Here is a 13,181-nt window from a genome sequence, read left to right as displayed (position 1 = left end):
GGGAACGTGTCCACCACCGACACCGGTCTGCGGCCCATCCTGGTCGGTCTCGCCCGGGACCACGACCCGGCAGTCCTGTCCATTCCCGGCATGACCATCGGTCCGGCCGAGCTGCGTGAGCCGGCCGCGGACGCGGTCGCCCGCTGGCGTGCCGAGGGGGTCCGCCGGGTCGACCTTCCCGACGCGGTGGACCTGACGGTCACCGGGGACGACGCGACGGCCGTCGACACGGTCCGCCGGCTGGTGCTGGTCCGGGAGCTGACCAGCCACGGCATCGCCGTGGACTGGCGGCTGCGGCTGCCCGGCGTCGAGGCCGACGAGTGGCTCCCGTACAGCCACCTGCGGGCGCCGGTCGAGCTGCTCCCCGCGCCGGGCGGCGAGGGTGACCCGGTCGCGCAGCTCGACGCCTGGGTCAGGGGTTTCTACTTCGACAAGTGCACCTTCCGTCGGGGCCCGGGGTTCGTCCAGGTGCGTGACCGCCGTTCCGGTCGGTTGAACCTGCTGACCATCGACGATCCGGCCTACCTGGCGGTGCTCGACCAGTTGCTGGACGGAGCCGCCGTCACCGGGGTCGACCTCGCCATCGCCCGGGACTTCGGCGCGGAGGGTCTGGTCACGAAGATCGGCGAGCTGCTGGTGTGGCTGCCGCACCGGCTGCGCCGCTGGCCCCTGCCGTCGATGGTGATCTGAGCGTCCGACGCCCCACCCGCCCGTCCACCGCCCGCACCCCCGGGCCGGTGGGCGGGCGGTCCCGCGTTCGACCCCGGCTGGTGGTTCCCGAAAGTTTCGGGTATACAGGGTAGGTGGCCCCCTCGCGGCCGAATTAACACATGCCCTTCGCGGCCCCATCTCGGTGACAGCCGACGTCAACCCGTCGAAATCGGTTCCGCGTCGGACCGCTGCTCAGGACGATGTTTCGGGAAGATTTCCGAAACTTGTTGACAGGCGGAGCATCGACACCCTACCGTCGCCATCGACGGCACTCGATGCTGTCGACACCACCCACCGCGACCCGTCCCCCCGGTTCTGCTGGACGACCGGCCCACCACCACATGGTGGCACCCACGCAATGACCGGCTGCCGCACCTGGCCACGGACAGTCCACCGGGTCGTACCGCGTCGCTGGCGTCCGCCAGCTGTCACGAGGAGGAACACGTACATGAGCGACACCTCAACCCGACCGCGAAGGAGCGGTCGCCTGCGGCTGCTGCTCAGCGCCGCGTGCGCCGCGGCGCTCGCCGTCACCGGCACGTTCATCGCCTCGCCCAACGCGTACGCGGAGAACGACCGGACCCTCACCTCCAACCTCACCGGCACGCACAACGGCTACTTCTTCTCGTTCTGGAAGGACAGCGGCAACGCCAGCATGACGCTGCGCGCCGACGGCCGCTACAGCAGCAGCTGGGACCGGAGCACCAACAACTGGGTCGGCGGCAAGGGCTGGGCCACCGGCACCCGGCGGACGGTCAGCTACTCGGGCAGCTACAACCCGGGCAACAACAACACCTACCTCGCCCTGTACGGCTGGACCCGCAACCCGCTCATCGAGTACTACGTGGTGGAGAACTTCGGCAACTACAACCCGAGCAGCGGCGCCACCCGGATGGGCACGGTGACCACCGACGGCGGCACCTACGACATCCTGCGCAGCCTGCGGGTCAACGCTCCGTCGATCGACGGCAACCAGACGTTCTACCAGTACTGGAGCGTCCGGCAGCAGAAGCGCAGCAGCGGCACCATCACCACCGCCAACCACTTCGACGCCTGGGCCCGCGCCGGCCTGAACCTCGGCACCAACCACAGCTACCAGATCATGGCGACCGAGGGCTACCAGAGCCAGGGCAGCTCCGACATCACCGTCCGCGAGGGCGGCAGCGGCAACCCGACCAGCGGGCCGACCGGCAACCCGACCACCCCGCCCGCCGGCGGCAACTGCACCGCGGTGCTCTCGGCCGCCGAGCAGTGGGGTGACCGGTTCAACCTGAACGTCGCGGTCAGCGGCACCAGCAACTGGGTGGTCAGTCTCGGGCTGAACGGCGGCCAGAGCATCCAGAACAGCTGGAACGCCTCGGTCAGCGGCACGAGCGGCACCGTCACCGCCAGGCCGAACGGCAACGGCAACAACTTCGGCATCACCATCATGGCGAACGGAAACTGGACCTGGCCCACGGTCAGTTGTCGAACGGCCTGACCCCGACCAGTTCCTGAGCGCACGCGACGGCGGGCGGTCCCGGTGGCACCGGGACCGCCCGCTTGCTGCGTCAGGTGTGGCTGCTCAGCCGCGTATCCACTGCTGGTTGCTGCCGCCGTTGCAGGTCCAGAGCTGGACGGCGGACCCGTTGGCGGTGGCCCCGCCGTTGATGTCCAGGCACAGCCCCGAGGCGACCCCGACGATCGTGCCGTCGGCGTTGAGCCGCCACTGCTGGTTGGTGCCGCCGGTGCAGCTCCAGATCCGGGCCCGCGTCCCCGACGCGGCGCTCGCCACGTCCAGGCACTTGTTGCCGTAGACGGTGAGCTGGTTGGTCGAGGTGAGCGACCAGCGCTGGTTGGCGCCGCCGTTGCAGTCCCAGATCTGCACCACCGCGCCGTCGGTCTGGCTGGCCCCGTTGACGTCCAGGCACCGGTTCGAGCCCGCACCCCGGATCTCACCGGTCGGGGTGCCCGGGGAGCCGACGGCGGTCACCGAGAGGTTGTCGAACTGGGCGGTGACGCCCTGGCCGGTGCCGTACCCGATCTGGCCGGCGACCCAGGTGGAGTCGGTGGCCGTGCCGACGGTGGTGCCGTCGATGGCGGCGGTCAGGGTGCTGCCGTTGAGCGTGAACGACAGGTTGTGCCACCGTCCGGTGCCCAGCGCCGAGGTGTTGCCGCTGGCCAGGGTGCGCCAGTTGCCGCTGGTGTTGTTGCTGCGGATCGACCAGGCCCCGCCGTCGGTGACCCGGAAGTAGTACCCGTTCATGTTCTGCGGGCCCTGGTGGTTGTAGGTGTTGCCGCGCCCGATGAGCTGCGCGTAGCCGGACTTCTCCAGCAGCACGTCGGAGGAGACCGTGTAGTTACGCCAGGTCAGGTCGCCCAGCAGGGTGTACGGCTCGGCCTGGCCGGAGGTCCAGTAGATCGGTGCCTGCTCGGACATCTGCCGTACGCACTGCCCGCTGCGACCGGCGGCGCACCCGGCGATCTCGAACGAGCCCTGCTGGTCCATCAGGTACCGCGCCTCGCGGCCGGTGGCGTACGAGTCGAAGGTGTCGGTGTACGGCAGCTTCAGGTTGCCCTGCGCCGGGCTGACCGCCGTGCCCTTGCCCTGCCCGTTGGTGGTGGTGATGCTGTAGACGTAGCCGGGCTGGACGGTGAGCGAGAAGCGCCCGCCGCTCGGGGTGATGTCGCTGCCGCGGACGAAGTGGTCGGCGGTGTTGTTGGAGCGTACGTTCGTCGACCAGACCCGTACCGTGCCGGTGGACAGGCCGCCGGTGACGGTGAAGTCGAGGGTCTGCGCGCCACCGGCGTCCATCGTCTCGATGATGGTGCTGTAGTCGCTGTTGTTGGTGGACTTCAGCGAGACGTAGCTGCCGTTGTTGCGGTTGCCGCCGATGTACCCGCTCGACGCGTCGAGGTAGCGCCAGCCCGGTGCGGTGAACTGGGTGGTCTGCGCCATCACCCAGGCGTTCTTGCCGATCGAGTAGGCGCCGGACCACGGCTGCTGGGCCACCGCCACGCCCGTGGTCGCCCAGGGGATGTTCGGGGTGATGGCGGCGATGACCGGCCAGTTGATGTACGCGGTCATCTTGCCGTCGAGGTAGCCCCGGTTGATGCCCCGGGCGAGCGCCTGTGCGCCCGCGTTGTAGTCGTCGGAGCCGTTCTCGCTGGCCCACAGCGACTTGCCGGTGGACACCGCGTTGTTGGAGCTGGGGCAGCTGGTCTGGGCGCTGCGGTAGCCGCAGACGTAGTGGCTGCCGAAGACCTGCACGGCGTTGCCGAAGGCCGGGTCGCGCAGCGACTCGTCGGCCGCGCCCCAGCCGAAGTCGTCCGAGGCGACGATCTTGACGTTGCTGTAGCCGCGGGCGTTGAGGGTGGAGCGCAGGTTCTTGTACCAGCTGGCGTTGTACCCCTTCTCGTTCCACCCGCCCAGGTAGTTGATGGTCAACCCGTGGGTGCCCGCGCAGTCCAGCCAGGCCACCAGGTAGTCGATCGAGTCGGTGGACCAGAAGTTGCCGTTGCCGATCCAACCGGGCGCACCCCAGGCCAGGCCGACCAGGGCGATGTTGGGGTTACGGGCCCGGGCCTGCTCCATCATCCACCACTCGTAGCCCCGGTTGCAGTTGATGCTGCCCCGGGTGTGCTCGTGGCTGGGCTCGGCGCCGGAGGTGGAGTTGGTGTCACCGCCGATCTCCACCTTCATCAGCTGCATCGCCGCGCCGTAGCCCGGCTTGAACAGGTAGTCCAGGATGTCGCTGCGCTGCGGCTCGGGGTAGTCGACGAGCAGCCGGCTGTTGCCGCCGCCGCCGCTGACCGCGCCGATGCCGTCCAGCGCCCGGCCGCCGGACCCGCCGTTGATCGTGATCGCGGTCGCCGCCTGAGCGGGCGAGGCGATCCCGGTGAGCACGGCCGCCGCCGCGACCGTCGCCCCGAGCAACGATACGGCCCACCGCCGGGGACGCCATCCGCTGTGCCATGGTCCACGCGGTGCCCCGCCGCCACCCACACCCCGTCGACGACTTGTTGAACTGAACATCTGACTCGCCTCCCCAGCCGGTCTCCGGCCCCGAAGCTCTCCGGCGCGGGACGGGACGCTGCCCGTCGACCCGCGCGGCCCTGACATCGTTGATCATCGATGATCAGACGTCACATGTTAGGCACCGTAACGCGCGCCGGTCAACGTCGCCAGTGGAGCAAAACCGCCGATCAAGCCGTCTTTCGACAACCACCACGCGCGGGGACTTTTGTAATGATCAGACGAATGTTCCGGCGGAGCCCCGCGCCGGCAGGAGGCGGGCACACCGCCGACCCGGCCGTCGCCGGATGGGCGGCGGCGCGGGTCGGCGGCGTGGCGCGTACGGATCAGCCCGGCAGGACCAACTGCGCCGGGGTCGAGCGGTGGGTGGTGGTGCCGTCACCCAACTGCCCGGACATGTTGTTGCCCCAGCACCACAGGCTCCCGTCGGTACGCACGCCGCAGCTGTGGTAGCTGACGGACAGGTTCTGCGTCCACGTGGTCAGGGTGCCGACGCGCAGCGGTGCGGACCGGTGGGTGGTGGTGCCGTCACCCAACTGCCCGAACCCGTTGTTGCCCCAGCACCACAGACTCCCGTCGGTACGCACCGCGCACGACGAGTCCACACTGGCGTCTACCTTCGTCCAGGTGGTCGCGGTGCCGACCTGGATCGGGCTGGTCTGCACGCCGGTGCCGGCGCCGACCTGGCCGTACCCGTTCTCGCCCCAGCACCACAGCGTCCCGTCGGTACGGTTCGCGCAGGTGTGCGCGTGCCCGGCCGTCACGCCCGCCCACGAGGTCGCGGTGCCGACCTGCGCCGGGGTGGCCCGGTAGCCGAGGATGCCGACGCCGAGCTGCCCGTCGGTGCTGTCGCCCCAGCACCACAGGGTGCCGCCGGAACGCACGCCGCAGCTGTGCGCGTACCCGGTGGTGACGCTCGTCCAGGTGGTCTCCGTGCCCACCTGCACCGGGCTGGTCGCCCGGGAGGGGGACGTGCCGACGCCGAGCTGCGCGTTGCGGTTCAGGCCCCAGCACCACAGGGTGCCCGTGGTCTGGACGCCACAGGTGTGGTTGGCGCCCGCGCTGACGCTGGCCCAGGTGGTGGCGGTGCCGACCTGCACCGGGGTGCTCCGGCTGGTGGTGGTGCCGTCACCGAGCTGCCCGTTGTAGTTGCCGCCCCAGCACCACAGCGTGCCGTCGGTGCGGATCGCGCAGGTGTTGCTGGTGCCGGCGTCGACCTTCGACCAGGTGGTGGCGGTGCCGACCTGCACCGGGGTGGTGCGGTTGGTGGTGGTGCCGTCACCGAGCTTGCCGCCGAAGTTGTCCCCCCAGCACCAGAGCGTCCCGTCGGTGCGGATCGCGCAGGAGTGCAGGTCACCGGTGGCGACCTGGGAGACCGTGGCGGCGGCGAGGGCCGCGTTGGACGCGCCCCGCTCCGCGACGGCCGTACCCGCGACCGCCGCACCGGCCGAGAAGCCCACCGCGAGCGCGGCGACCCCGAGCGAGACCGCTGCCGCGGTGCCGGCGGTGCGGGCCGCCCGTCGCCAGCGGGCCCACAGCCGACTGTCCTGTTGTCCGATCATGTTCTGTTCTCTCCCCAGACGAACGTCGATTTCTGCACGGCGGAGGCAGCGTCGCCCCGGCGGGTCACCTCGACCCACCTCGTACAGCAGTGACCCTATGCATAGAATCGCATCAATGCGAGGTCCCGCCGGGGCGACGTGGTACCACCGATGGCCTCCGCTGACGTCCGAACGGCTCAGGTTCGGCTCCACCGCTGGCCGGCGCTGCCGTTGCAGTCCCAGATCTGGGTACGCGTGCCGTTGGCCGTACCACTGCCCACCACGTCCAGGCAGCGGCCCGAGCCGACGGCGGTGATCGTGCCGTCGGCGTTGAACCGCCACCGCTGGTTGGCCTGGCCGTTGCAGTCCCAGATGATCACCGAGCTGCCGTTGGCGGTGGCCGCGCCGTTGACGTCCAGGCACTTGCCGCCGAAGACCCGCAGCTCCTGGGCGGCCGTCGAGGTCCAGCTCTGGTTGGCCTGCCCGTGGCAGTCCCAGATGATCGCCGCCGAGCCGTTGGTCTGCGCGCCGCCGTTGACGTCCAGGCAGCGCCCCGAGGACGAGTTGCGCAGCGCGCCCGTACCGGACGGCGGCGGGGTGGTCGGGGGCGGGGTGGTCGGGTTGCCGGTCGGCGTCACCGTCGGGGTCGGCGTCGGAGTGGTGCCGCCGAACTGGGTGAAGAACCGCCACACCTCACCCTTGGTCCAGGTCCGCACGCCACTGTCCCCGCCACCGTCGACCGGGCCCGGGGTGTGCCCGCCGTCGAACGCGGCCCACACGACCGGGTAGCCGGAGCGGCAGCCGGAGTAGGTGGTGGTGATGTGGGTCAGGCTGCCGGCGCGCGGCTCGGGCGGGCTCTGCGCCGTACACCCGTTGTTGCGCACGAAGGTGTCCCGCAGGGACCGGCCGGCCGAGACGTTGAGCACCGGGTCCCCGATGCCGTGGATGCCCATGTAGGCGATCGGCTGGCTGCCGCCGCTGCACCCGCTGAGCTGCCCGCCGGAGTAGACCGCGACGGCCCGGAAGACGTTCGCCCGGGAGCAGGCCAGCGAGTAGCTCATCCCGCCGCCGTAGCTGAAGCCCAGCGCGAACAACTGCGTCGTGTCGACGCACAGGTCGTTCTCGATCAGCCGGACCATGTCGTCGACGAAGGTGACGTCCTGGCCGCCGGGGTTGGCCCAGCCGTTGCCGTTGCCCTGCGGGGCCACGAAGATCGTGCTGTTGTTCGCCTGCTGGCGCAGCCCGTAGTAGGACCAGGCGGCCCCGTCCGACCCGCCCCCGTCGACGTCGTTGGCGGTGCCGCCGTTCCAGTGGAAGCCGAAGATCAGCCGGTACTGGTGGTTGCGGTCGTAGTTGTCGGGGATCCGGAGGATGAAGCTGCGGTTCTGGCCGCTGCTCTGGATGCTCCGCTGGCCGCTGGTCAACGTGGGTGCCTTGCCGCACCCGGCGGTCGCGGCGGCTGCCGAGACACCGGCCGCCGCGGCGGTGGTGCCGGGGTCGCCGGCGAGGGTCGTCACGCCCACGGTCACGACGAGGGCCGCCGCCGCGAGGGAACCGAGGATGGGTCTGCGCCTTGTCATGAGGGGGCTCCTGCCACTCGTCATGGACTGGTTCGGGGGTACGGGGTCCACGCCGATCCCGACGTGTCGCGCCCGACGTGCTCCCGCTGACCGCACCCGCCAAGGACGGAACACCAGGAGACGCACGATGCGCACACGACGCCGGCCGGCTCGTCGCCGCAGCTGCCAGCCGATGGTCCCGCTGCCCGGCAGGACCGACTGGTCGTCGAACCGATCGGTGGTCCATGTCGCGCCCGGACGCCACCGGCCGAGGCCCGGAGCAGTGGCACCGGACGTCGAATCGATTCGGCAAGACCCTAGGTCGAACAGTGAAATATGTCAATGCTGTGTCGGGTCGGTTGCGACTCGGGGTCGGCCGCCCGACGGCGGCGAACCGCAGGTCACGCAGCGGTTCCCCCGGGGCCGGGCCGACCCGGCCCCGGGGACGCCGGTCAGTTGCGCAGGCTCCACTGCTGGTTGGTCCCGCCGTTGCAGGACCAGAGGATGATCTTCGTGCCGTTGGCGGTCGCCGCGCCGTTCGCGTCCAGGCAGAGCCCCGACTGGGCGTTGGTCAGGGTGCCGTTGGCGTTGAGGTTCCACTGCTGGTTGGTGCCGCCGTGGCAGTCCCAGATGATGACCGTGGTGCCGTTGGTCGTACCCGCACCGTTCGCGTCCAGGCACTTGTTGCCGTACGCGGTCAACTGCTTGCCGCTGGTGTACGTCCACTGCTGCCCGGTGCCGCCCGTGCAGTCCCACAACTGCACCTGGGTGCCGTTGGTGGTGCTGGCGTTGGGCACGTCGACGCAGCGGCCGGACTGCCCGCCCACCAGCCGGCCACCCTGCTGGCCGCTGCCGGTGCCCTGCTGGCGGACCAGCGAGCTGGACTCGGCCGACCGGTTGCCCTGGGCGTCCACCACGAACAGCCGGTACTCACCCTGGTTGGTCGGCACCGCGATGGAGGTGGCGGTGCCCGCCGCCCGGGTCATCGTCGGGCCGGCGGTGAAGGTGGTCGTGCCGGCCGGGGCCAGCCAGACCGTCCTTCCCGCGTCGCCGGTGCTGCGGATCGGGATGGTCGCCGAGGCGCTGGTGACGAAGGTGCTGGCGGGCAGCACGTAGTTCGGCAGGGAGAGGTTCGCCGCCGGGATGATGTCCCGGTACGCGTCCTCCAGCCCGGAGTTGGCCGCGATGCCGTACGCCGTAGCCGGCCAGACGTAGTCGGACGACACCAGGATGTCGTTGACCGTGCTGTTCGGCAGGTTCTTGTTCGACACCTTGTTGATCGGGCCGTAGATCTGGGTGATGCTCAGGTCGTGCTTGCGCCCGAAGTCGTCGGAGTTGATCATCCAGGTGATGTTCTTGTCCACGCTCAGCACGTTGTCCCGGAACGTGATGTACGCCGACCCCTCGTCCGGGTGCAGGCCGTACTTGTGCCCGGACGGCACACCCTGCAGGTAGTTGTTGGTGATCGTCGTCCCCGGCTGGGCACCGAGGGTGTAGATGGGCGCGGTGTCGCTGAGCCGCTGCACCGTGTCGATGATGTGGTTGTAGCTGATGGTGTTGTTCCGGGCCGTCGTGGTGGGCCGGTTCGGCGCGATCGAGCCCGATGACCCGTCGAAGTTCCACCAGCCCCAGCCGAGCGTGATGCCCGACCACGGCGACTTCTCGATCCGGTTGCGCTGGATCGTCAGGGTGTCCACGAAGTACGCCGAGATGGGGCTGTGCCCGTTGAACAGCACCGCGCTGTCGTACAGGTAGTTGTTCTTGATCTCGATGTTCTTCGGCAGCCCCTCGACCTGCGGCAGCCACTTCTCCCGGTTGGTCGACGTGCCGTCGCCGATGTAGACGTGCTGGGGGTGGCCGACGGTGATCGCGGAACCCGCGATGTCGTTGGTGACGTTCCCGGTCAACTGGCTGTTCTGCACGTCGTTGACCATGTTGACGCCGTCGGCGCCGCTGTGCTGGACGCGGTTGCGGCTGAACAGGATGCCGTCGGCGTTCTCCACCTGGATCATGCCCGGGGTGACGTCGACGTTGCGGTAGTAGTAGTCGTGGAAGTTCCGCTTCGCGTACGCCTGCGCCCCGAGGTTGCCCTGCTGCGCCTGCTTGAACGACGAACCGGCGACGGTGAACAGGTTCCAGTCGGAGTGCTGCACGGTGAGCCCGGCGAACGTGATGTTGCGGGCGTGGTTGCCCGTCGAGGTGCCGGCGACCCGCAGCAGGGTGGTCACGTTGTTCGGCGCGAACACCGACGCGGTCGTCATGTTCTCGGCGCTGCTCTTGTAGTAGTAGAGCGTCCTGCTGCCCTTGTCGAAGAAGAACTCCCCGGGCGCGTCCAGGAACTCGTAGGCGTTCATCAGCTTGTGGCTGCCGCCGCTCTGGGCGTTGCCGTTGAACGCGCCCTGGGCGATGGCGGCACCCGGCTGCTGGAACAGCGCCACCCGGTTCGCGCCGTCGGAGGTCACCTGGCGTACCCCGACGATGGCGGTGGTCCAGGTGGTCGCCGTCTCGATCTCGATGTCCTCGGCGTTGCGGGCGACGGCCGGGAAGTCGTTCAGGTTGTACTTCGCGCCGTCGCACTGCGAGCCCGACTCCCAGGCCCACGCGGCCTGCCCGGCCGTGACGTTGTACGTCCCGTAGCAGCCCGCCGAACCGACCGTCTTCGTCGCCATGACGGCCCGCTTGTCGTTGACGTAGAGCGCGCGCAGCTTGTTGGCCCGGTCCAGCGGCGCCTTCCAGATGTTCCCGCTGTGCTGGGTCCACCCGGTGACCGGAACGCCGCCGTCGAGCACCGGGGTCTCGCCGGGGTAGGCGGAATAGCTGACCCGGTAGCCGTTGCTGCCGGAGTCGGCCGCACCGAACTCGATGGTGCTGCTCACCGGATACCGGCCGCCACGCAGGTAGACCTGGATGTCGCCGGCCATGTTCGCGTTAACAGTACGCACCACGTCCCGCGCGCGTTGCATCGTCCGCAACGGGGACTCGAGGGTGCCCGGGTTGCTGTCACTGCCGTCCGGCGCGACGTAGTACGTCGCCTGGACGGCGGCCGAGGCCGACAGCGGGTGCGCGATCACGGCCGGCACGGCGGCCGCGACGAGCAGCGCACCTGTCAGCAGCGACCTTCGCACGAGGGAGAGGGCTGGGTTCACGTACCTGTCCTTTCGCATGCCGCCCACAGCCATGTCCGCTGGACAACCGTCCCGGGGGTGCGACAGTGAACCCGCCGTACGAACATGGACCGACCCGGCGGGAGGCGTGCGCGCTCCCGGCGGTTCGACCGTTGGCGGGTTCCTGGGGAAGATGCCGTGACCGACGGCGGCAGGGTCCACGTGCGAGGCTCGGGGTCATTCCCTGCCACCGGGAACTCCCGTCGCCCGCGCACACGCTCCTGCCCGTGGTCACGGAATGCTGCCTGAAGCGTAGGCGTCGGAATCGGCGGAGGCAACCACCAATTGTCAACCGCCTATGCGTAATCGTGATCGACGGCACCCACCGTCGGTGCTGTCCGGGTCTCCGCGCGGCCTCAGCGCCGACGGTGCGGCACAACGAGCAGCGTCACCGAGTTCGCCGGGTACGTCGCGCTGACGCCGCCCCGGTGCACCCGGAGGTCCTCGCCCCGGACGATCGAGGTGAGGTCGGCAGGGCCGTAGCTGAACCGCTGCACCCGGTCCCCGCCGCGGAGGCCGGCGAGCGCGGTCCGGGAGGTCAGGTCCCGGTCGGTCTTGTTGACCACCATGACGGTGAGCGCCCGGTCGGACGAGCGTTGCGCGGCGTAGACCGCGAGCTGCCCCTGGTCGCTGCTGGCCGCCGACACGCTCACGTCGCCGAACCTGCCGCCGGCGCCGTCGTAGTTGCGGTACATCCGGAAGGCGTACGCCCCGGGGTCGGTCGGTTTCGGCTCGCCCCAGATGGTGGCCAGGTCCAGCCCCTCGCGCCCGAAGATGCCGAGCACGTCGGCCTGGGCGAGCGCGCCGTTGATGTCGTCCAGCGCACCCCAGTTGTATTCGGTGATGGCGACCTTCGTGCCGGGGTAGTACCGGGCGACCCACGCCTTCATCTGGCGGATGAACTGCAACGGCGGCGCGTTCACCCCGCCGGGGCCGATCCACGACTCGTCGACGTACGTCGGGTCCCACAGCGACCGGGTGGACCGCAGCCGCAGCGCGTTGGAATCCGGGTCCTTGCCACCGCTGATCTGCGGGTAGTAGTGCTGGTCGAAGTAGTCGAGGAAGCGCCTGCCGCCGTGGGCGTCGCTGAAGTCCTTCATGTTCTTCAGGTACCACTGGGAGAGGTTGAGCCCGCCGTGCGCCGCCGCGTCCGCGCCGGGCGCGCACCCGTCCAGCCCGGACGCCACCCACTCGCAGTAGCCCCAGCCGGACGGGCCGAGCACCGCCGCACGCGGGTCGGCGGCCTTGATGGCCGCGGCGGTCGCCGTGCCCTTGCCGCCCAGTTCGTCGTAGCTCACCGGCTCGGGGTGCACGTCGCGGTGGGTGGAGCTCCACAGGACCGGCTCGTTGTCGAGTTCGTAGATCGACACGCCGCCCCGGGCCGCCGGGCCGAACTGGTTCACGAGGTGCGACACCATCTCCCCCGCGAAGGACGGACCGGCCGGGATCGAGGTGTCCGTGGGCACCGCGCCGGTCAGGTTCGCGTCGGCGTGCCGGCCGTTGCCGCAGTTGGGGTCCCACTGGTCGAACGAGTCCTGCTCCGGGAAGCGGGTGGCGGGGAAGCCGCAGGCGAACGGGTGCGACGAGGGCGAGTCCTTCGCCACCCAGCCGATCAACGGCACGGCGACCACCTGTTTCGTGCCGTGCTCCCGGTTGCGCCGCACGAACGCCTCGACCGTGTTGTCCGGCCCGGCCACGATGTTCTCGAAATACCAGTCGCTGCCGGTGTTGTAGGTGTGGTTCCGGAAGTTGTAACGGCTGCTCGCGTTGCCGCCCCAGCGGGCCACCGGGGTGCCGAGTTCGGCGACGAGCGCCGGGTCCCCGCCGTTCATGCCGTAGATGTCGGGGCTGATCCGGTGCCGGGCGGCGGAGGCGTCCACGGTCAGGGTGGGCCCGTCGGCGGCAGCCGCGGCCGGGCCGACACCGGCCTGGGTCGCCAGCAGCCCCACCACGAGAGATCCGGCCACCCCGATCGCCGTTGCCGGTCGTGGCTGACGCCGTCGTCGCACACCCATCGGAGCCTCCTGTCACCGATCGGCCACCAGGCCGAACCCCCTCCACATTACGGGTCACCCCTATCAAGTCAATCGATTCCAGGAATCGACGAGCGACGATCTCAATTGACCGGACGAGCGGGGTGGCACCTCATCGATATCGATGCGAAGCTGTCCCTGTAGCTGCACGTGTCCAT

At 69.9% G+C, this 13,181-nt stretch carries 7 protein-coding genes; 2 read left to right on the top strand and 5 right to left on the bottom strand.

The window, feature by feature from the left end:
* Positions 1–6: 6 nt before the first annotated feature.
* A complete protein-coding gene (locus tag ACN268_RS28030; RefSeq protein WP_421485959.1) occupies positions 7–690 on the top strand; it encodes a DUF5825 family protein in 684 nt (227 codons plus the stop codon).
* A 469-nt stretch (positions 691–1,159) separates the two neighbouring features.
* A complete protein-coding gene (locus tag ACN268_RS28025; RefSeq protein WP_421485957.1) occupies positions 1,160–2,191 on the top strand; it encodes a glycoside hydrolase family 11 protein in 1,032 nt (343 codons plus the stop codon).
* Positions 2,192–2,275: 84 nt separating this feature from the next.
* Here ACN268_RS28025 and ACN268_RS28020 read toward each other — a convergent pair whose 3' ends face one another.
* From ACN268_RS28020 to ACN268_RS28000, 5 genes are all read right to left on the bottom strand, one after another.
* Positions 2,276–4,726: a ricin-type beta-trefoil lectin domain protein gene (locus tag ACN268_RS28020; protein WP_421485956.1), complete on the bottom strand. Its 2,451-nt coding sequence runs from the start codon at positions 4,724–4,726 to the stop codon at positions 2,276–2,278.
* A 326-nt stretch (positions 4,727–5,052) separates the two neighbouring features.
* Entirely contained in the window at positions 5,053–6,288 is a 1,236-nt protein-coding gene (locus tag ACN268_RS28015; protein WP_421485954.1) for an RCC1 domain-containing protein, read from the bottom strand.
* Positions 6,289–6,464: 176 nt separating this feature from the next.
* Positions 6,465–7,847: a lectin gene (locus tag ACN268_RS28010; RefSeq protein WP_421485953.1), complete on the bottom strand. Its 1,383-nt coding sequence runs from the start codon at positions 7,845–7,847 to the stop codon at positions 6,465–6,467.
* 431 nt (positions 7,848–8,278) lie between these two features.
* A complete protein-coding gene (locus ACN268_RS28005; protein WP_421485952.1) occupies positions 8,279–10,972 on the bottom strand; it encodes an RICIN domain-containing protein in 2,694 nt (897 codons plus the stop codon).
* 374 nt (positions 10,973–11,346) lie between these two features.
* Positions 11,347–13,005: a glycoside hydrolase family 44 protein gene (locus ACN268_RS28000; RefSeq protein ID WP_421485950.1), complete on the bottom strand. Its 1,659-nt coding sequence runs from the start codon at positions 13,003–13,005 to the stop codon at positions 11,347–11,349.
* Positions 13,006–13,181: the final 176 nt, after the last annotated feature.

The organism is Micromonospora sp. WMMD735, from assembly GCF_049178995.1.
Lineage (GTDB): Bacteria > Actinomycetota > Actinomycetes > Mycobacteriales > Micromonosporaceae > Micromonospora > Micromonospora wenchangensis.
Note: the sequence above shows the minus strand (reverse complement) of the source record. Positions and strands in the feature narration are given on the sequence as shown.

Coding starts and splice junctions, on each gene's coding strand:
- ACN268_RS28015 (WP_421485954.1), bottom strand. CDS start 6,288: ATGATCGGACAACAGGACAGTCGGCTGTGGGCCCGCTGGCGACGGGCG.
- ACN268_RS28010 (WP_421485953.1), bottom strand. CDS start 7,847: ATGACAAGGCGCAGACCCATCCTCGGTTCCCTCGCGGCGGCGGCCCTC.
- ACN268_RS28000 (WP_421485950.1), bottom strand. CDS start 13,005: ATGGGTGTGCGACGACGGCGTCAGCCACGACCGGCAACGGCGATCGGG.
- ACN268_RS28025 (WP_421485957.1), top strand. CDS start 1,160: ATGAGCGACACCTCAACCCGACCGCGAAGGAGCGGTCGCCTGCGGCTG.
- ACN268_RS28020 (WP_421485956.1), bottom strand. CDS start 4,726: ATGTTCAGTTCAACAAGTCGTCGACGGGGTGTGGGTGGCGGCGGGGCA.